Source organism: Collinsella sp. LCP21S3_C7, from assembly GCF_052118485.1.
In the GTDB taxonomy this organism is placed as follows: Bacteria; Actinomycetota; Coriobacteriia; order Coriobacteriales; family Coriobacteriaceae; genus Collinsella.
In genome coordinates this window covers 21,146-41,353 of record NZ_JBQKHC010000014.1, presented here as the reverse complement: position 1 = coordinate 41,353, position 20,208 = coordinate 21,146, and the positions used below count along the sequence as shown (strand labels likewise).

16 protein-coding genes are annotated in these 20,208 nt (G+C 59.9%); 11 read left to right on the top strand and 5 right to left on the bottom strand.

The annotated features are described in order from the left end of the window. Nucleotides 1–203: 203 nt before the first annotated feature. The 4 genes from ACTQ1E_RS06395 to ACTQ1E_RS06380 all read right to left on the bottom strand — a co-directional run bounded on the left by ACTQ1E_RS06395 (nt 204) and on the right by ACTQ1E_RS06380 (nt 6,921). The gene (locus ACTQ1E_RS06395; RefSeq protein ID WP_441565381.1) at nt 204–2,351 is read right to left on the bottom strand and encodes a Tex family protein; all 2,148 of its coding nucleotides are present in this window, start codon (nt 2,349–2,351) and stop codon (nt 204–206) included. Between the two features lie 344 nt (nt 2,352–2,695). Further along, nucleotides 2,696–4,615, bottom strand: a complete 1,920-nt coding sequence (locus ACTQ1E_RS06390; protein ID WP_441565379.1) for an ABC transporter ATP-binding protein — start codon at nt 4,613–4,615, stop codon at nt 2,696–2,698. Then, the gene (locus ACTQ1E_RS06385) at nt 4,608–6,422 is read right to left on the bottom strand and encodes an ABC transporter ATP-binding protein (RefSeq protein ID WP_441565377.1); all 1,815 of its coding nucleotides are present in this window, start codon (nt 6,420–6,422) and stop codon (nt 4,608–4,610) included. Before ACTQ1E_RS06385 ends, ACTQ1E_RS06390 begins: the two co-directional genes overlap by 8 nt. Continuing rightward, the gene (locus ACTQ1E_RS06380; RefSeq protein WP_154518326.1) at nt 6,415–6,921 is read right to left on the bottom strand and encodes a MarR family winged helix-turn-helix transcriptional regulator; all 507 of its coding nucleotides are present in this window, start codon (nt 6,919–6,921) and stop codon (nt 6,415–6,417) included. Before ACTQ1E_RS06380 ends, ACTQ1E_RS06385 begins: the two co-directional genes overlap by 8 nt. Before the next feature lie 675 nt (nt 6,922–7,596). Between ACTQ1E_RS06380 and ACTQ1E_RS06375 the strand changes: the two genes are divergently transcribed. From ACTQ1E_RS06375 to ACTQ1E_RS06365, 3 genes are all read left to right on the top strand, one after another. Beyond that, complete coding sequence (locus ACTQ1E_RS06375) at nt 7,597–8,421, top strand: PfkB family carbohydrate kinase (protein ID WP_441048922.1); 825 nt, start codon at nt 7,597–7,599, stop codon at nt 8,419–8,421. Continuing rightward, the gene (locus tag ACTQ1E_RS06370; RefSeq protein WP_427747806.1) at nt 8,414–8,743 is read left to right on the top strand and encodes a TIGR04076 family protein; all 330 of its coding nucleotides are present in this window, start codon (nt 8,414–8,416) and stop codon (nt 8,741–8,743) included. The genes ACTQ1E_RS06375 and ACTQ1E_RS06370 overlap by 8 nt, the downstream gene beginning before the upstream one ends. A 182-nt stretch (nt 8,744–8,925) precedes the next feature. Continuing rightward, the gene (locus ACTQ1E_RS06365; protein ID WP_441565375.1) at nt 8,926–10,287 is read left to right on the top strand and encodes an ATP-binding protein; all 1,362 of its coding nucleotides are present in this window, start codon (nt 8,926–8,928) and stop codon (nt 10,285–10,287) included. Nucleotides 10,288–10,441: 154 nt separating this feature from the next. On the opposite strand, the gene ACTQ1E_RS06360 is transcribed toward ACTQ1E_RS06365, so the two are convergent. After that, entirely contained in the window at nt 10,442–10,888 is a 447-nt protein-coding gene (locus ACTQ1E_RS06360; RefSeq protein WP_441565373.1) for a low molecular weight protein-tyrosine-phosphatase, read from the bottom strand. A gap of 372 nt (nt 10,889–11,260) precedes the next feature. Here ACTQ1E_RS06360 and ACTQ1E_RS06355 point away from each other — a divergent pair, with 372 nt between their 5' ends. The 8 genes from ACTQ1E_RS06355 to ACTQ1E_RS06320 all read left to right on the top strand — a co-directional run bounded on the left by ACTQ1E_RS06355 (nt 11,261) and on the right by ACTQ1E_RS06320 (nt 20,094). Next, nucleotides 11,261–11,908 carry an isopentenyl-diphosphate Delta-isomerase gene (locus tag ACTQ1E_RS06355; RefSeq protein WP_441063894.1) on the top strand — a complete coding sequence of 216 codons (648 nt, stop codon included), beginning with the start codon at nt 11,261–11,263 and terminating at the stop codon, nt 11,906–11,908. 137 nt (nt 11,909–12,045) lie between these two features. Then, nucleotides 12,046–13,362 (top strand): ATP-binding protein, encoded by a 1,317-nt coding sequence (locus ACTQ1E_RS06350; protein WP_427719709.1) that lies wholly within the window; start codon nt 12,046–12,048, stop codon nt 13,360–13,362. Nucleotides 13,363–13,487: 125 nt separating this feature from the next. Next, complete coding sequence (locus tag ACTQ1E_RS06345) at nt 13,488–14,354, top strand: hypothetical protein (protein ID WP_441565371.1); 867 nt, start codon at nt 13,488–13,490, stop codon at nt 14,352–14,354. 114 nt (nt 14,355–14,468) lie between these two features. Further along, nucleotides 14,469–15,362, top strand: a complete 894-nt coding sequence (locus ACTQ1E_RS06340; protein ID WP_441565369.1) for an aldose 1-epimerase family protein — start codon at nt 14,469–14,471, stop codon at nt 15,360–15,362. A 339-nt stretch (nt 15,363–15,701) separates the two neighbouring features. Further along, a complete protein-coding gene (locus ACTQ1E_RS06335; RefSeq protein WP_441016985.1) occupies nt 15,702–16,628 on the top strand; it encodes a transporter substrate-binding domain-containing protein in 927 nt (308 codons plus the stop codon). Between the two features lie 9 nt (nt 16,629–16,637). Continuing rightward, entirely contained in the window at nt 16,638–17,786 is a 1,149-nt protein-coding gene (locus tag ACTQ1E_RS06330; protein WP_441565367.1) for an amino acid ABC transporter permease, read from the top strand. A 22-nt stretch (nt 17,787–17,808) separates the two neighbouring features. Continuing rightward, nucleotides 17,809–18,594: an amino acid ABC transporter ATP-binding protein gene (locus ACTQ1E_RS06325; protein WP_154518360.1), complete on the top strand. Its 786-nt coding sequence runs from the start codon at nt 17,809–17,811 to the stop codon at nt 18,592–18,594. A gap of 72 nt (nt 18,595–18,666) precedes the next feature. Further along, a complete protein-coding gene (locus tag ACTQ1E_RS06320; RefSeq protein WP_441565365.1) occupies nt 18,667–20,094 on the top strand; it encodes a M20/M25/M40 family metallo-hydrolase in 1,428 nt (475 codons plus the stop codon). Nucleotides 20,095–20,208: the final 114 nt, after the last annotated feature.

The window sequence follows — 20,208 nt, the reverse complement described above, 5'->3', positions numbered from 1 at the left end:
ACGTGCAAAATCGCGAGTTTTCAGCATGGTAAAGACTTTTACCAGCTGGTTGAAGCGCGGAACGGCCCCCGTTTTGGCCCTAAAACGCCAAAACGGGGGCCGTTTTTGCTTTTATGGCCCTCTGAAGCGCCGCGGGGCTATCGGGAGATGCTGAATACTCGCAATTTTGCACGCCGCGAAGAGGGGGACGTCCGCTTTGGCGGCTATTTGCCCTGAACCATGGTGAGCGAGATCTTCTTGCGGTTGCGATCGACCTTTTCGACCCACACCTTGACCGTGTCGCCGACGCGCACCACGTCGCTGGGGTGCTTGACGAAGCGGTTGGCCAGCTTGGAGATATGCACGAGGCCGTCCTGGTGCACACCCACGTCGACGAAGGCGCCAAAGTCCACAACGTTGCGCACCGTGCCCTTGAGCTCCATGCCGGGTTCCAGGTCGTCGATGGAAAGTGCTGAGCGGCTAAAGACCACCTCGGGCGCGTCGTCGCGCGGGTCTCGGCCAGGCTTCTTGAGCTCGTTGACGATGTCGATGAGCGTGAGGGTGCCGCAGTCCAGGTCGCTTGCCAGCGCCGAAATGCTGCCGATGCGTCTCTCGATATCGGGCACGCCGCCGCGGCTGAGCTCGCTTGCCGCCACACCTGCACGCTCCAGGACGGCCGTGGCCACCTCGTAGCTTTCGGGGTGGACGCTCGTCGCATCGAGTGGGTTCTTACCGCCGCTGATGCGCAGGAAGCCCGCGGCGTTGAGATATGCCTTGGGTCCCAGCTTGGGGACCTTCTTGAGCTGGCGGCGATCGGTAAAGGCGCCGTTCTCCTCGCGGTAGGCCACGATGTTTTTGGCTACGCTCGGCGTGATGCCCGATACGTATCCCAGCAGGCTCGCACTTGCGGTGTTTACGTCGACGCCCACGCGGTTGACGACGTCCTCCACCACATGGCCCAGGGTGCGCGAAAGCTCGGCCTGGTCAAGGTCGTGCTGGTACTGTCCCACGCCGATGGACTGGGGCGGAATCTTGACGAGCTCTGCCAGCGGGTCCTGCAGGCGACGACCCAGGCTCATGGCGCCACGCACGGTGACGTCCAGATCGGGATACTCCTGGCTGGCGAGCTCGGAGGCGGAGTACACCGACGCGCCCGCCTCGTTGACGATGGTGTATCGCAGCCCGGGCGCCTGCTCGGCAATGAACTCCGAGACGACTTCCTCGGTCTCGCGGCTGGCGGTACCGTTGCCGATGACGATGGTGTTGACGCCGTCCTTCTTGACGAGGCGGGCGAGCTCACGCTTGGTGCCGGCGACGTCGTGGCGCGGCTTGGTGGGGTAGACCACGCCGTGGTCGAGTAGCTTGCCGGTCTCGTCCATGACGGCGACCTTGCAGCCGGTACGGTAGCCCGGATCGAGTGCGAGCACACGGGCGCCGCGTACGGGGCGTGCCGAGAGCAGGCCCTCGAGATTCTTGGCAAAGACGTTGATGGCCTCGGTCTGCGCGCGGGCGGTGAGCTTGGCGCGGGCCTCGCGCTCCAGCGAGGGGGCCATGAGGCGCTTGTAACCGTCGGCGATGGCGGCATCAAAGACGGGCGCAAACACGCCCTGGCGTCGGGGCCAACGGCTGCCGAGGCGTTCCGTGGCGGCAGTGCCGTCGACGTTCACGCGCACGCGGAGCTTGCCCTCGCGCTCACCGCGGTCGATAGCCAGCACGCGGTGGTTGGGTATACGGCGCAGCGGCTCGTCATAGCTGTAGTACGGCTCGTAGGGAGTCTTCTCGGTGGGGTCGGTGGCCTCGACGACGATGTCGGCGGTGTTCTGCGTAAAGGCGCGCAGGTCGGCGACGTTCTCGGGGTCCTCGGCCACCGTCTCGGCCACGATGTCCGCCGCGCCGGCAAGCGCCTTTTCGGGCGTGTCGAAGCCGGCCTCCTCGTTGACGTATGCCGCGGCGGCGTCGAGTGCGCTGCCCTTGGCCGAGGCCTGCATGATGATCATGTTGGCGAGCGGCTCAAGGCCTGCCTCGCGGGCCTTCTGCGCGCGAGTCATGCGCTTTTTGCGGTAGGGCTTGTAGAGGTCCTCGACACGCTGGAGCTGCGTGGCCTCGCGAATCTGCTGCTCGAGTTCGGGCGTGAGTTTGCCCTGGGCGTCGATGAGCAGGATGACGTCCTCTTTGCGCTGCTCAAGATTGCGCAGGTAGGACAGGCGCTCGTCGAGTGCGCGCAGGGCGACGTCGTCCATGCCGCCCGTGGCTTCCTTGCGGTAGCGCGAAATAAAGGGGATGGTGTTGCCCTCGTCGATGAGCTTGACGGCTGCCTCGATGTTGGCGGCCTTAAGGTTGAGCTCGCGGGCGAGCTGGGCGATAAGATCCATGGGACTCCTTGCGTTTAAGGTGCGTTTGCAGCACAGGGCTACCAAGGATACCACTCGACGTTCTGCCAAAGCAGTCTTTTTGGGACGGGGCTTTTTTAGCTACGGGACTGCGGACGGGAGACGGTGGAGCCCCTCCTTACAAAACGAGGCCCTGGCCAAACGGCCAGGGCCTCACCACTTCTTTTCAGGCTGCGATAAAAGATCGTGTGCGCAGGAGCTCCCCGAGGGAGACGGGGGTGTTTGCTCCGCGCGCGGTTCCGCAGCGAAGCGAGAATGTTTGAGCACGGAGTAAACACCCCGTCTCCCTCGGGGAGCTCCGTTGGGAGCGTAGGGGATGTTTTGAGCTACTCCAGCTCAAACGCCCCGGTATAGAGCTGGTAGTAATATCCGCGCTTGGCGATCAGCTCGTCGTGGTTGCCACGCTCGATGATGCGGCCATGATCCAGGCAGATGATTGCGTCGGCGTTGCGCACGGTGGACAGGCGGTGCGCGATGACAAACGTCGTGCGGCCCTCCATGAGCTTATCCATGCCTGCTTGCACGATGGCCTCGGTGCGGGTGTCGATGCTCGACGTGGCCTCGTCCAGAATCATTGCCGGCGGATCGGCGACGGCAGCGCGTGCGATCGAAATCAGCTGGCGCTGGCCCTGCGACAGCTGGGCGCCGTTGCCGGTGAGCATGGTGTCGTAGCCGTCGGGCAGTCGGGTGATAAAGTCGTCCGCACCGGCGAGCTTTGCCGCCGCGATGCACTCCTCGTCGGTGGCATCCAGGTTGCCGTAGCGGATGTTGTCCATCACGGTGCCGGTGAACAGGTTCACGTCCTGCAGCACCACGCCCAGCGAGCGGCGCAGATCGGCCTTGCGGATCTTGTTGACGTTGATGCCGTCGTAGCGGATCTTGCCGTCGGCGATGTCATAGAAGCGGTTGATGAGGTTGGTGATGGTCGTCTTGCCAGCACCGGTGGCGCCGACAAATGCGACCTTCTGGCCCGGCTTGGCAAACACGGACACGCCGTGCAGAACCTCGTGGTCGGGCGTGTAGCCAAAGTCGACGTTGTCCATGACCAGGTCGCCGCGCAGCGGTACGTACTCGATCTCGCCGGTTGCACGGTGCGGGTGTTTCCATGCCCACATGCCGGTGTGGTGGTCGGCCTCCTCGAGCTGCCAGGTATCGGGGTTGACCTGCGCGTTGACGAGCGTCACGTAGCCTTCGTCGGCCTCGGGCTCCTCGTCGATGAGCTCAAAGATGCGGTCGGCGCCGGCGAGACCCATGACCACGGCGTTGATCTGCTGAGAGATCTGACCGATCTGTCCGCAGAACTGCTTGGTCATGTTGAGGAACGGCACCACGACGGCGATGGACAGCGTCATGCCCGAGATGCTCAGGTTGGGCACGCCCAGCGCCAGGAAAATGCCGCCTGCCAGTGCGACCAGCACGTAGAGCAGGTTGCCCAGGTTCATAAGGATGGGCATGAGGATGTTGGCGTACATGTTGGCCTTTTGCGATACCTCGAAGAGCTTTTCGTTGCGCTCGTCAAAATCGGCCTCGGCGGCAGACTCGTGGCAGAATGCCTTGACGACCTTCTGGCCGTTCATGACTTCCTCGATATGGCCCTCGACCACGCCGAGCTCGGTCTGCTGCGCAATAAAGAAGCGCGCGGAGTTGGAGCCGAGCAGCTTGGTCATAAAGGTCATAAAGGCGACGCCGGCAATAATCACCAGACACATCCACACGCTGTAGTACAGCATGATAAAGAACACCGTGACGATGACGATGGTCGTCATGAGCAGGTTGGGCAGCGACTGGCTGATCATCTGGCGCAGCGTGTCGATGTCGTTGGTGTAGTGGCTCATGATGTCGCCGCGCTGGTGCGTGTCGAAGTATCGGATCGGTAGGTCCTGCATGCGGTTGAACATCTTCTCGCGCAGCTTTTCCAACGAGCCCTGCGTGATGATGGCCATAGTGCGGTTCCAGAACAGCGAGGACAGGATGCCGACGCCGTAGATGCAGGCGAGGGTGGTCACGAGCTGCGCGATCTTGGGCTGTGCGGCTTCCCAATCGCCCGACTGCCACGATTCGCCAATAATCTGCAGGGCGCTCTGAAGGAAGGTCGCGCCGATGGAGTTGATGACGGCGCAGAGCACCACGCCGGCGACGACGAGGGGCAAAAGCACGGGGTAGAAGCCAAAGAGCGTCTTGATGAGGCGCGACATGGTGCCGCTCTTGCGGTTGAGCGCGCGCTCGGCGGTGGTTGCCTTACTCATGTGCCTCGCCTCCTTCCTGGTTCTGGGCTTGCGTTGCGGATGCCTCGGTGTCGGCCTCGACGGCCCCTTCGCCCTCGGCAGACATCTTGTTTTGCGAGGTAAAGGTCTCGCGGTAGATCTCGCTCGTCTTGAGCAGCTCGTCATGGTTGCCGATCTGAGCGATACGGCCGCCCTCCATGACGATGATGCGGTCTGCGTCCTGCACGGAGCTGATGCGCTGGGCGATGATGAGCTTGGTCGTGTTGGGCAGATAGCTTGCCAGCCCTGCGCGGATCTTGGCATCGGTCTTGGTGTCGACGGCGCTGGTGGAGTCGTCCAGGATCAAGATCTTGGGGCGACGCAGCAGGGCACGCGCAATGCACAGGCGCTGCTTCTGACCGCCGGAAACATTGGAGCCGCCCTGCTCGATCCAGGTGTCGTAGCCCTTGGGGAAGCCGTCGACAAACTCATCGGCGCAGGCCAGATGTGCCGCCTCGCGGACTTCCTCGTCGGTGGCGTTCGGGTCGCCCCAGCGCAGATTCTCGGCGATGGTGCCGCTAAACAGCACGTTTTTCTGCAGCACCATGGCGACCTGGTGGCGCAGCGCGTCCAGGTCGTAGTCGCGCACGTCCACGCCGCCGACGCGCACGGTGCCCTCCGTGACATCGTACAGACGGGCGATCAGGTTTACAAGCGTGGACTTGGCCGAGCCGGTACCGCCGATGATGCCGATGGTCTCGCCGCTCTTAATGTGCAGGTCGATATCGTCGAGCGCCTGGCGCTTCGCATGCGCGGAATACTTAAAGCTCACGTGGTCAAAGTCGATGGAGCCGTCGGCAACCTCGCGCACGGGCACGGCGGGATCGGCGATCGTGGGCTCGGCGGCCAGCACCTCGGTAATGCGGTGCGCCGATTCGTCGGCCATAGTTACCATGACAAAGATCATCGACAGCTGCATCAGGCTCATAAGGATCTGGAAGCCATAGGTAAAGATCGAGGAGAGCTGGCCCACGTCGAACAGCGTGCCCTGGCTCGTGATGATGAGCTTGGAGCCCAGGTAGATGATGACGACAAACGCGCCATTGACGCAGATGTTCATCATGGGGTTGTTAAAGGCGAGCAGCTTCTCGGCGCGGGTGAAGTCCATCTGGACGTCGCGTGCGGCGGTCGCGAACTTCTCCTTCTCAAAGTCTTCGCGCACATAGCTCTTGACCACGCGCATGCCGGTGACGTTTTCCTCGACGGACTCGTTAAGGGCGTCATACTTGTGGAACACACGCGAGAAGATGGGGCGCACCTTAAAGATGATAAAGAACAGCCCAAAGCCCAGCAGCGGAATGATAACCAGGTAGACCATGGCAACGCTGCCGCCCATGATAAACGCCATGGTAAAGGCGAAGATCAATACCAGCGGCGCGCGCACGGCGATACGGATGATCATCATAAAGGCCTGCTGCACGTTGTTGATATCGGTGGTCAGGCGCGTGACGAGCGAGGAGGTCGAGAACTCATCGATGTTGGCAAAGCTGAACGTCTGGATCTTGTAGAACAGGTCGTGACGCAGGTTCTTGGCGAACCCGCAGCTCGCATGGCTGCAGGTGACGCCGGCAGCGGCGCCAAAGGCAAGCGACGTCAGCGCGATGAGCACCAAAAAGCCCGCGGTGGGAAGCATCTCGGCTACGGTGGCGCCGTCTTTGATGGCGTCGATCAGGTTGGCGGTGATAAATGGAATCAGCATCTCGCAGAGCACCTCGCCAAGCACGAGCAACGGCGTGGCAACGGTGACTTTCATATAGTCGCGGATGCTGCCCATGAGGGTTTTAATCATCCAGTTCCTCCCAGGTTTTGCGGATTTTATCGAGCATTTCGGCGAGCTGCTCGCGCTCGTCGTGGGTGAGCGCGCTAAAGGCCCGTTCTCTAAAGCGGATGCGGGCCGCCTGGTCGATGCGGGCGTTTTCCCGGCCGGTTTCGGTCAGGCGAATGGTGAGTTGCCGTCGATCCTTGGGGTTACGGCTGCGCTCAATGAGGCCGTTGAGCTCGAGCTTGGACAGGATCTCGGAAAGCGACCCCGGCTTGAGGCCGAAGTGCATGCCGAGTTCCTGCTGCGACATCTCGCCGCCGGGCTGCTTGGCCAGTAGGCAGATGATGGGCGCCTTGCCGGACACGCCTCCGCCATGAAAATGCATGTAATGGCCGCAAAAGCCCAGGTTATTGAGGATGCGCTTGGCAAGCTTGTCTTCTGAGCTAACCGCTTCGGATACATCCGCCGGCTGTGACGGGTCTCCGCCGGGCTCGTGCGAACAAAGGCTAAGAGGTTCATCGCACATAAATTAGTGCTGCTCCTTTCTTTAGTTAGGTAGTGGAATTGTTTTGTGCCTAACCAATTTAGGAGCGTGAGAAATCAATGTCAAGGTACCAAACTAGTGGTTACGCGGTTTTACCAAACCGCGTAACGGCTCGACGCTGCAAACCCGCCAGAGCGGCAATCTGCCTTTCAACTTCGGCGGCATGACCAGAAGGTCAATGCCGCCTCGTTTCAAGGCACCTTGCTCACTCTGGCGGGTTTTCGCTGACTTCGCCAAAACATCGGCGTTGCCCTTGTTGGGATAGTCGTTGGGGACGTTCTTGTTTGACTAGTCGTTTAAGAACGTCCCCAACGACTAACTTAAAAACTATGCCGGATTACGGGGCTGAATGACGGATTGCCGACCATGCCGAAATTGGTAAAAAGAAAACCGCAGGTAGAAGGTTCGCTATGATTTGAAAATAAGGGGTGTGGTTGGCTCATTCAGGTTCAGCCCCGTAATCCGGCATAGTTTTGAAATGGCACTGAATAAGTGGCGGCAAATGAGCCGCAATGAAGCAAGCTAGCCCCTCGTTTCCGAAACCTTTCCGCAACAATTTGCCCTTCGTGCCGCTCGACTCCGCTCGCAACGTCCCCTGCGCTACACTTAGTTGCACTGTGGCGCCGTTGCGCCGCGCCCGATCCAAGGGGGACACTCATGAAGAACACTCAGCTGTTGCTGATCAACGATATGTGCGGCTACGGCAAGGTCGCGCTTTCCGCCATGCTGCCGGTGCTGTCGCACATGGGTTACCGTATCCACAATCTGCCGACGGCACTTGTGTCCGATACGCTTAACTATCCCAAGTTCTACATCCACGACACCACGGAGTACGTGCGTCAGAGTCTTGCCATCTGGGAAGAACTCGGCTTTGAGTTCGACGCCATCTCGACCGGCTTTATCGTGACCGAGGAAGAGACGCGCATCATCTCGGACTTTTGCCACCGCCGTGCGCAAAAGGGCACCAAGGTGTTCGTCGACCCCATCATGGGCGACAACGGCAAGCTGTATGCGGGCGTGCCCGAGTCCACGATTGGCCTTATGCGGCACCTGCTGGAGTGCGCAGACTACGCGGTGCCCAACTATACCGAGGCGTGCCTGCTTGCCGATAGGCCTATTGCCGAGCAAATTACGCCCGAAGAGGCCCGCGCCCTTGTGGACGCCGTGCGCGAGCTGGGTGCCAAGTCGGTGGTCATTACGAGCACCGTGGTCAATGGCACGAACGCGGTTATCGGTTACGACCATGTAGCGGGGGAGTACTTTACGATTCCCTTTGAGCTCATTCCGGTCTATTTCCCGGGCACGGGCGATACGTTCTCGGCAGTGCTCGTCGGCCGCGTTATGGCAGGTTGGAGTCTGCAGCGCGCGACGTCCGATGCCATGCGTGTGGTGGCCGAGCTTATCGAGCGCAATGCCGACCAAGAGGACAAGTCGGCCGGTCTTCCCATCGAGGCCTGCTTGGATGTGATTGACCATGAGTAATGCTGGCGAGGGCGGCATCAGGCCTGCGGGCGAGAACAAGCCGCTCGGTGCGCCGCGGGGCAAGCGTCCGCGTATCCGCGTGAGCTGCGTGGACCAGCTGGGGACGTGCCGCTGCCACCATGGTCACAAGCCGGGCGACGTCTTCGACTTCGACCGCGATCGCGGCAAGATGTGCGCCATGGCCTGTCACGTTGGCTTTCCCTATATCGACATTCTGCGCTATGGCGGAACTGTGCCCGGCAACGAGCCCGGCACGGCAAAGTTCTGCTGCCCCGAGGTCGATACGCTGAACGTCTGGCTTGCCGAGATCGTCGACGAGTAGTTGAGAGCAATGTGGCAAAGGGACAGTCCATTTGCCACATTCGCCGGTGGTGCCCCTTCTTTTTGCTTATAATCTCAAAACTCTGCATTTCATCCGATTTTAGGTTCTAAAAATTCTGCGTTTCATCGATAATTAAGCGTATAAAACTTTGCATTTCATTTGATGACACTGAGGGGGAGCCTATGCTGCGCAGGAAAATAGCGGCAGAGCTGGAGCGTTGGCTGAAGTCTTCCGAGCAAAAGGCCTTGTTCATTACGGGTTCTCGCCAGATTGGCAAAAGCTATTCGATTCGCGCATTTGGCAAAGCCAACCATGCAACCTACATCGAGCTTAACCTCATGGAAAACCGCCAGGCAAAAGATGCTCTTCTCGAGGCGCGGGATGCCGATGATTTCATCAGCAGGGTGACGCTTCTTTCGGGAAAGTCGATTGCGCCAGGCAAAACACTCGTGTTTATCGATGAGGTCCAGGAGGCCCCCGACATCATGACGATGGCAAAGTTCCTTGTTGAGGACGGGAGGTGCCGTTGGGCGTTTTCGGGGTCAATGCTCGGGACTCAGTTCAAGGGCGTCAGGTCCTATCCCGTGGGGTATGTCCACGAGCTTAGGATGTTCCCGCTCGATTTTGAGGAGTTTTGCTGGGCAATCGGGGTGAGCGAGGGGGCTCGCCAAACGATACGTGACGCGTGTATCAGCGAGAGGCCCATTCCTGATTACATTCATGACGCGATGATGGCAAACTTCAGGACCTATACCGTTGTCGGCGGAATGCCGGAGGTCGTGCAGCGTTTCCTTGACACGCAGGGCGACCTTGCCTCTGTTCGTCAGCTGCAGTCAGAGCTCAACGAACAGTACCGGCGGGATATCTCCAAGTATGCAAGCGGGCGAGCCCTTCAGGTGCAGAGCATCTACGATCAGCTCTCTATTATGCTCGAGGGCGAAAACAAGCGCTTCGTGCTCAATTCCATTGACCCCAAGGCTCACTACGAGAAGTATCAGCGAGATTTTGTATGGCTTGTCGATGCCGGCGTTGCTCTCAAAGCCGATATCGTAACCGAGCCAAAATCGCCCCTGCTCAAGACGGCACGGCCATCGCAGTTCAAGCTCTATCAATCGGATACGGGCATGTTGATGGCGCGCTACCCCGTTGGAGTCGCCCAAGCGGCGTATCTTGATAGCAAGGAGCCCAATCTGGGCGGCATTTACGAAAACGTGGTGGCCCAGCAGCTGGCTGCCCAAAATCGCCAGCTTTACTACTATCAGACAAAAAAGCGCGGTGAAGTGGACTTTGTGGTCGATGGACCGGATGGGACGGCTGTTCCGATCGAGGTTAAATCGGGCTCCTATTACCACGCGCACGCAGCGCTCGGTCATGTGCTTGATACGGCTGAATATGGCGTAAGGCTCGGGATTGTTTTCTCGAGAGGCAACGTTGAGCGCAACGGAGCAGTTCTCTATTTGCCGCTATATGCGACCTGGGCTCTTTCGGATGTTTTGGGCGACTCCTGCGCCGAGGGGATAAAGCTGGAGGTCAAGCCGGTCTAGGGCTAGTCCCTTTGTCACATTCATGAGCGTGGATTTTCTCCCGTTTAGAGCGCACTTGAACGCTCAAAGTGGGAGAAAGTCCACGCTCATTTGTCATGTGGAAGATTATCCGCGCTTGTTTCGCGCCGAAGGCGTGGCCCGCGACCTCGCTTGCCTACAGCTGCTCGAGCATGGCCGTGCAGCCGGCGAGCACGTCGCGGTACGTGGCATCGAAATTGCCGGTGTACCAGGGATCGGCCACGTCGCCGGGGCGCTCGGTCCAATCGAGCAAGCGCGTAATCTTGCCGTCGGGGTCGTCGCCAAAGATGCGACGCAGGCCACGCGCGTTCTCGTCGTCCATATAGACAATGTGGTCCCAGTCGCCATACTCCGCGCGACGCACCTGGCGTGCGCGGTGGGCGACGACGGGAATCCCGACTTCGCGCAGCTTGGCAACGGTGCCGTGGTGTGGCGGGTTGCCAAGCTCCTCGGTCGAGGTCGCGGCGGAATCGATGACAAACTCCACCTCGCGCCCAGCGCGGCGCACCAGCTCGGTAAACACCGACTCGGCCATCGTCGAGCGGCAGATGTTCCCATGACAGATAAACAGTACGCGTTGCATAGGGCGATACCTTTCATATAGAAGGCTGCTAAAGAGTCGAAGCCGGGCGCATACAGAGTTTTATTTCTTAGCCAGTTTGAAGTAGCGCTCAAATATCAATTCGAAAACGTAATAGAACATTAATCGACTGTCGAGGTCCATGCTGCCCAAGCGGATTTCTTTTTGCACGGTGTAGATAGGGTAGTCGGCTAGTTTCGAGAGAGAATTTCGAGAAAAGCAAGTGCGTGATGCATGACACCGAGAACAGGTACATGAGCAGCGCCAAGCTCATGTGACAAAGAGGAAGTCCCTTTGTCGCAGGCTGCGCTTGCCTGTATAGTCGCAATACAGGCGAAGATGGTCTCAGGTACATCGCGGGCGACAGGGGATCCCATGGGTGTGCACACGACAAAGATTGCAGTGGGCGAGGGCAAGTTTGCGCTCATGGCCCAGCTGACGGTGACGCCGCGAGGTATGGCGGTGTACGCCTGCTCGCCGGAGTTCGCGCACCTGGGCGCCACGGCACAGGCCATTCCGCGTCCCGAGCCCGGCCGCATCGAGGCCCATGCCGGCGAGGGTATTCTGCATCAGGCATTTCTGACGCTTCTGGTAGAGGGCCGGGGCGAAGACGCGCGCCTGCTGCTCTGTCGCCGCAGTCCGCTCAAGCGCCTGTGGGGCGGGGTGCTGGCCGATAGCTGCGCCGGCCATCCGCTTCCCGGGGAAGACGTCGCGGCCGCCACGGCGCGCCGCATTAACGAAGAGCTTGGCATTACGCGCGAGCCCGATCAGCTCGAGCACCTCGGACACGTGGTGTACCGCGAGGACCACGGCGACGGTCGCTGCGAGTGCGAATGGTGTGAGGTCTACCTTGCCCATGTTGAGCCGGGCGAGCTGCATATCAACCAAGAGGAGATCTCGGAGGTGCGCCGCGTGGCCCCGTCCGAGCTCGACGGCTACCTGCAGGGTCACCCCGAGCAGCTGGCTCCTTGGCTCCGCGAGGCCCTCGAGGCCCCCTCCATTCGCGCTGCCCTCGCGATGTGACAAAGGGACAGTCCGTTTGTCACATCCATACCTTAGAAACTTGCAAATTCTTCAAGTTTCTAAGGTAACATCTTATAAACTTGCAAAAAATGCAAGTTTATAAGATTTCATGTCTGGTCGGGCGCTAGGGAGACTCTATGGATATCGTTCGCCGAAGCCGTTATCTTGATCGACTCATTGCTTTTCAGGATACCGACCTCATCAAAATCGTGACGGGCATACGCCGTTGTGGCAAATCAACGTTATTGGACATGATGAGGGACTATCTGGCGCAACAGGGGGTGCCAGCCGAGCGTTTGCTGACCTTTAAGATGGAATCTCTAGAGTACGCGGGAATTACGGATTATCTGACGTTTTATCGTATGGTTCGGGAGCGCATCGACGGCATCGATCATCCCTACCTGTTCTTTGACGAGCTCCAGAATGTCGAAGGTTGGGAAAAGGCGGTCAACTCGCTCCGAGTGGATTTGCCGTGCGATATCTATGTCACGGGCTCCAATGCCTTTTTGCTATCGAGCGAGCTCGCAACGCTTATTTCGGGCCGATATGTCGAGGTCAAGATGCAGCCTCTCACGTTTGGCGAATATCTTGATTTTCGCTCGATTGATGCGGTCGCCGCTGAAGGGCTTGGTGAGAGGGTCGAACTTGTTTCCAAGACGGGCGATCGCCTTAATTCAAATACCGTGCTTGAGCAGTACATAACCTATGGCGGCATGCCGTTTCTGGCCCATGATGAGCCGAGACGTGAGCTGTGTCGCGACTATATCCGTAGCCTCTACCAGACGATCGTCGCGCGCGATATCCTGTCGCGTGTGACGCGTAGGGGTCGCGGAGCTATCACCAAGCGCGATGTTCTCGAGCGGCTCTGTGCGTATCTGGCAGACAACATCTCCAACCAAACCTCGGTCAACAAAATCGTAGGGACGCTCAACGAATCAGCGGGCGGTAAGACCAACGCATCGACGGTGTCGGCATATATTGACGCTCTGGAAGAGACGTACCTGTTTACCAAAGTAAAAAGGTATGACATCAAGGGGCGGGAGCTTCTTAAGACAGGCGGTAAATATTACATAGCTGATACGGGAATTCGCAGCTATCTTGACGGATATAGAGGTAGCGATAGCGGAAGGATGCTCGAGAACGTCATCTACAACCAGCTTGTCTTTGAAGGATACGAAGTGTTTTGCGGCCATCTACGCGCGGGGGAAATCGACTTTGTCGCAATCGGCGAGGGATCAGACCGCAAATATATCCAGGTTACCGAACGGATCGATGCCGAGGCGACGAGGGAACGCGAGCTGCGACCGCTCAAGCTAAGCACGCTAGGAAAAATTCCTGATTCGTATGAGAAGATCCTGATTGTCAGGGATGGCGACCATCCAACGGACATCGATGGCATCAGAATCGTGGGGGCAGTCGACTTCTTGTTGAGAAATAAGATTACCCGCGGCTAAACGTAAACAGATCCGTTTCGATGCGACAAAGGAGCAGTCCTTTTCGCATTCCGTGCGAGCCCTCGTGCCGTCTGGGGGTATAAGGCTAGCAAGTGTTTATTTGCGAGGCCTAAGGGGCGCCCCGTATGGATATCGATAACTTTGAATGGTGGTATAGCGAGGGCGAGGTTCCGGACGAGGAGTGGGACGAGCCCGCGCCGCATGACGTGTCGAGCGACGAGGACGAGAGCGGCGACGACACCGTCAAGACGGACGCCGCTTCCGACTCGGCCGAACCCCTAACCTTTGAACAGGCCTGGGCCCAGGCTGAGGCCGACGAGGCAAAGGCCGACGCCACGGCCACACTGGGTGAGCCGGCCGACATGTCCATCTCGCCGGCAAGGACCCCACAGCCGCGTCACACTATCGACCCCGACAGCACGGCATCCTTCAGCATTCTCGACGTGCCCGCGCAAGGCGCTCAGGCGCCTGCGCCCACGCATCGCCCCGATCTGGCTCGCGAGGAAGGCGCGGGCCGGCGCTCTCCGCTCGGCCCCATCCTCATCGCCTTCATGGCCGGCGTTATCGCCTGCTCGGCAATCGGCAGCGTTTGGAGCCATGTTGAGCAGCAGCGCCAAGACGCCGCCAAGGTCGAGATCTCCGTCGAACAATCGCTCAACCGTACGCGCTCGGTGCATGTGTCGGTCGAGGTCAAGGACGGCGCGACGTGGGATACCGCGCGCGGCGACAGCCAGATGCTCATCCATATCGTGGGCCGTACGCTCAAGGGACAAGCGATCGACGAGCACCAATACGTCAATTCCGAAGGTGACGGTATCGAGCTCAAGCCCGGCGACTACGAACTTACGGTCGATGAGCCACCTGTCGCCACCGACGGCACGCGTTTTCGTGCCTCGAAAAGAATGGTTCCCGCGAGCTTTAACTCGCGGGCGCCCGATACGGTCGACACCACCTCGCAGGGCGGGTTTGACCTTTACGTGGATACCCAGTAGGCGCTCGCCGTCCATTTCCGCTATGGCTACTCAATAATCGCCTGCCGTCCCGTCCCGCCGCCAAGAGTGGGACAATAGTCCTCGACACTATTGTTTACTTTTGGAGGAAGTAGCATGTCTACCGTCACTACCATCAGGCGCGGCGGCCTCACCGCGGCCATCGATTCCATGGGTGCCCAGCTCACGAGCCTTGCCCTCAACGGCAACGAGTATCTGTGGCAGGGCGATCCCGCTTTTTGGGGCAAGCATGCGCCCATCCTGTTCCCCATTGTGGGCTCGCTGCGCAACAACACGGCGACGTCTGCGGCCGGCAGCTGCGAGATGACGCGCCACGGCATCGCGCGTATCGTGGAGCACAAGCTGGTCGAGGTGTCGGAGGACGGTTCGTCCGTTACCTACGAGATCACCGATACGCCCGAGTCGCTCAAGGCCTTCCCGTTCCACTTTAAGCTCAACATGACCTATGCCCTGACTGGCGACGCCACTCTTACGCAGACCTTTGCCGTCACCAACACCGGCGACGTGGACCTGCCGTTTTCGGTGGGCGGCCACCCCGCATTTAACGTGCCCGTTCCCGGTGCCGAGGACGAGGCGTTCGAGGATTACGAGCTGGCGTTTACCGAGGCTTGGACTAACGAGGCCCCCATCATCACGCCCGATGGCCTTATGACGTTCGAGGGAAGCTACAAGGCTCCCGATAACTCGGACGTGCTGCCCATCACACACCGTAGCTTCGACAACGACGCCATTATGTTCACCGATACCCCGGGCTCCACGCTCACGCTGCGCGGTCGCAAGTCGGGTCACGGCGTCAAGATTGACTTTGAGGGCTTTAAGTACATTGGCGTGTGGTCTGCCGCCAACGACGCCCCGTTCGTGGCGCTCGAGCCTTGGACCGGACATACCACCATGGACACCGAGGACGACGTCTTCGAGCACAAGGTAAACACCATCACCTTGGCTCCCGGCGCCACCGACAAGCGCGCCTTCGAGGTTACGCTGCTCTAGAGGTTCCGCCGCTCTAACGAACGGCGGACCGGTCGACGCTGCGCGCCACCCAGAGCGACAATTTGTCATTCAAAAGGCAAGGCATGACCAGAAGGTCTATGCCTTGCCTTTTTCATGCCAACTTGTTCGCTCTGGGTGGCGCTCGCTGGCATTGCCGAATCATCGACGTCCCCAACGACTGTCCCCGATGACTACTTGTTTGACTGGTCGTTTAAGAACGTCCCCAACGGCTGCCAATCGTTTTCAGTTTGTTAATTTGTATATATGCATCTGCTGGAGGTAACGCTGAGCGGTATCCTGTTAAGTCATCAGCATACGATTCAACAGGGAAGGCAGATTATGCATTCTCCCCATCAGCGCGACGTGCGTCCACAGCCGGTGTGCAGCCGTCGCATCTTCTTGGGTAGCGCTCTTGCCGCGAGCGCTTCCGTCGTCGCCGGCGCGCTCGCCGGCTGTCAGCGCCCGTCCACGCTCAAGGTGGTTCAGCCCACGACGGGCGGCGGTCGCGACGACCTGTCCGATTCCGTGATCGGCAAGGATAAGATCCGCATCGGCATGGAGGCGGCCTACGCCCCGTACAACTGGCAGGTTTCCGAAGCCAGTGAGTACACCATCCCCATCGACAACGTACAAGGCGCCTATGCCGATGGCTACGACGTACAGATCGCCAAGATCGTCTGCAAGGCCCTCGGTGGCGAGCCCGTTGCCGTCAAGCAGAGCTTCTCGGGCCTTATCGATTCGCTCAACAACGGCCAGATCGACCTCATCATCGCCGGTATGAGCGCCACGCCCGAGCGTGAGGAGTCGGTCGGCTTCTCCGACCCGTACTTTATTGGCTACTTCGGCCTGTTCGTAAAAGAGGGTTCCCCCTACCAAAACGCCACCAAGCTCAGTGACTTCAGCGGCGCCACGGTGCTCGGCCAAAAGGACACCATGCTCGATACCGTCATCGACGAGATCCCGGGCGTCGTTCACAAAAACCCGGTCGACTCCGTCCCCACGGTGTTCTCGAACCTGCTGCAGGGCACCTGCGACGCCGTGACGTACAACACCGAAAACGAAAAGGGCTACATGGCCCAAAATCCCGGTATCGTCCCCATTCATTTTGCCGAGGGCGAGGGCTTTAAGCAGGAGGTCGCGGCAAACGTCGGCTGCCGCAAGGGCTCGGACAAGCTGCTTAAGCTCATCGACAAGACGCTCAAGGGCGTCAGCCAGGAGGAGCGCGACCAGATGTGGGACGCGTGCCTCGACCGTCAGCCGGCATAGGGAGGCAGCATGAAAGCCATCAATCGTCTGGTCTCCTTTATCAAAGCCGACCATCGTTATGTGTACCTGGGCACGAGCGTCATCGCGGCGCTCGGACTGGCGTTTAGCCAGCGCAACCCCACGCCGCTGAGCTTCCTGGCCCCCACGGGCGTGTTCCAAGATTGCCTTTGGGCGATCCTGTGGGCGTGGCTCGTCGTGTCGACGGCGGCGCTGGTCACCAAGCTTATGCACTGGAGCGACTATCGCGAAAAGTCGCCGTTCGCATCCGAGCGTTTCCGTCGTGGAGCACGCTTGGGCAGCTACGTCGCGGTCACCATCGCGGCAGTTTTCTTTATCGACCGCTGCGTCATGTCGTTTATCGACCTGGTGCAGGTGAGCATTGTCTCGGATTCCAACCCCAGCGACTTTTTGTCGAGCCTGGTCTACATGACCTACAAAAGCGGAGACTTCTTCATTCGCGGTATCGAGATCACCATCGCGCTTGCCACCTTCGGCACCGTCATCGCCTTTTTCCTGGCACTGCTCTTTGTGTTTTTGCGCATTCAGACCTTCGATCGCGTGGACAACGACCTGGTGCGCTTCTTTAAGAGCATCGGCCGCGGCTTTACGACCGTCTACTCCACCATCGTGCGCGGTACGCCCATGATGGTCCAGGGCCTGCTCATCTATTACGCGGGCTTCACCGTTTTGCGCGGCATGGGCTTCGAGACCGCCCAGGCCAACCAGATTTGGAGTACCTTTACCGCCGGCCTCGTCACCATCTCGCTCAACTCCACCGCCTACATGATGGAGGTCCTGCGCGGCGGCATCGAGTCCATCGATCCCGGTCAGGCCGAGGCGGCGCGCTCGCTGGGTCTGTCGCAGTGGCAGGCTATGCGTAAAGTCGTGTTTCCCCAGGGCATTAAAAACGCGATTCCGGCGCTCACCAACGAGCTCATCATCAACATCAAGGACTCGTCGGTGCTCTCTGTCATCGGCGTGTTCGACCTCATGTACGCCACTACCACCGTCGCCGGCGTGTACTACCGCCAGATGGAGGTCTACTGCGTGGCACTCGTGGTCTACCTAATCCTGACGCTCGTGGCGAGCCGCCTGCTCGAGGCCTTTGGCAAAAAGCTCGGCGCCGAGGCCCCGGCCACGCTGCCCAGCTCCAACTAGGCTCAAGACGAGGAGAATCATCATGGCAGATACCGCCACTACCGGCGCTGCGGCCGCCGCACAGACCAATGAGCCGCTCATCCGCGTCGAGGGCCTGCACAAGAGCTTCGGCTCGCTCGAGGTGCTCAAGGGCATCGACCTGTCCGTTAACCCCGGCGAGGTCGTTACCATTATCGGCGCTTCGGGTTCGGGCAAATCGACCTTTCTGCGCTGCCTCAACCTGCTCGAGACCCCGGACGCGGGCCATATCTGGTTCCATGGCCAGGACCTCACGGCCGAGCGCTGCAACATTAACAAGCTGCGTGAGGACATCGGCATGGTGTTCCAGGGCTTCAACCTGTTTAACAACATGGACGTGCTCGATAACTGCACGCTTGCGCCCGTCACGCTCAAAAAGATGAGCAAGGCCGAGGCCGAAAAGGTCGCGCTGGAGCATCTGACGAGCGTGGGACTCGAAAAGTTCGCGCACGCCGCCGTGGGTCGCCTGTCCGGTGGTCAAAAGCAGCGCGTGGCCATCGCTCGTGCCCTATGCATGAATCCGCAGATCATGCTGTTCGACGAGCCGACCTCCGCACTCGACCCCGAGATCGTGGGAGAGGTGCTCGAGGTCATGCGCAAGCTCGCTGCCGACGGCATGACCATGGTCGTCGTCACGCACGAGATGGCCTTTGCCCGCACCGTGTCCGATCGCGTGGTCTTTATGGACAAGGGCGTGGTCCTCGAGGACGCCGCGCCGGCGGAGCTCTTTGGCAACCCCAAGCACCAGCGTACCCGCGAGTTCCTCTCGCGCTATCTCGAGGACAAATAACCAACCGCAAATGTTTGCATGGCAGGGCCGTTCCGGTGGGGCGGCCCTCGTCATCACAATCGAAAGGATGCCATGGCCGAGGTTTGGCGCTTCTTTGCGCATGAGGATGATTTTGCCGATTTGGACGAAGTTGGCGCGTGCGAGCGCCTGGGGCGCGTGCTGTCGTTTCCGACCGTTTCGAGTATGGATGCCGAGGCGGTGAACTGGCAGCCGTTCGATGACCTGCGCGCCTATATGCAGCAGGCGTGGCCACATGTGTTCGCGGCGGGCGAGGTCGAACTCATCGACCACTCGCTGCTGGTGACACTTGGCGGTTCCGACCCTGCCCTCAAGCCCGTTATGCTCATGGGCCACATGGACGTGGTTCCCGTGGTGCCCGGCACCGAGGCCGACTGGACGCATGCCCCCTTTAGCGGTCACGTGGACGACACCTACATTTGGGGTCGCGGCGCTATCGACATGAAAGACCAGGTCGCAGGTATTCTCGAGGCGGTTGAGTATGCGTTGGTGCACGGCTGGGAGCACGAGCGGACGCTGCTGCTCGCCTTTGGCCAGGACGAGGAAACCACGCAGTATGGAGCGGGGGCCATCGGCCGCGTGCTCGAGGAGCGCGGCGTTGAACTTGAATACCTGATTGACGAGGGTGACTACCGTATTGTTTCGGCTGCCGAGTACGGCGCGGGCGAGGGCTGGCTTATGCATGCCGACCTTGCCGAGAAGGGCTATGCCGATATCGTGCTCAAGACGAAGAGCGAAGGCGGACATTCGTCCAACCCCTACGGCGGCACATCGCTCGAGGTATTGAGCCGCGCTATCGCCGCAATCTGCGATATCGAGTGGCCGACGCGCGTGACCGATCTGCTTGCCGCGCAGCTTGTCGAGTTGGGGCTCTACACGGCGGATGAGATTGCCGCCAACGGAGGCGTCATTGTTCGCGACTGCCTCGCTAGCAACAAGCTCTATCCGCTCGTGACCACTACCTGTGCGCCCACGCAGATTGAGGGCGGCAGCACTGGCGCCAACGTGATGCCGCAGGATATGTGGGCCAATATTAACTTCCGCATGCTCGAGGGCACGGGCGTGGCTGATGTTGTTGACCGTTGCCGCGAGGCCGTTGCCGCTGCGGGCCTTACCGGGCGCGTGGAGGTCGAACTTGGCCCCGGCAGCTCAGAACCTTCGCCGTCCCCACGTGTTGGCGGACCGGGGCTCGAGGCCGTTCGCGCTATTGCCGCCCGCTACTTTCGTGATCAAAAGGGGGCGGAGGAAAACGTACCGAATGCGGCGGGCGGGGTTGCTGTCGGCATTGTGCCCTCAACTGTGATCGGTGCCACCGATGCGGCTAACTATCAGCGTATTTGCTCTGAATGCATTCGCTTTTCGGCGTTTGTGGTCGACGATGACGAGTGCGATCGCGGTGTCCACGGCACCAACGAGCGCATTACCCGCCGTGCCTACCTCCAAGGTGTCCACTTTTTCATCGCTCTGCTTCAAACGCTCTAGAATGTGACAAAGCGACAGTCCCTTTGTTAGCCGTTGTAGTCGTTGGGGACGTTCTTAAACGACTCGTCGTTAAGGAACGTCCCCAACGACTACGTCCACTCATTCCGTGCGGGT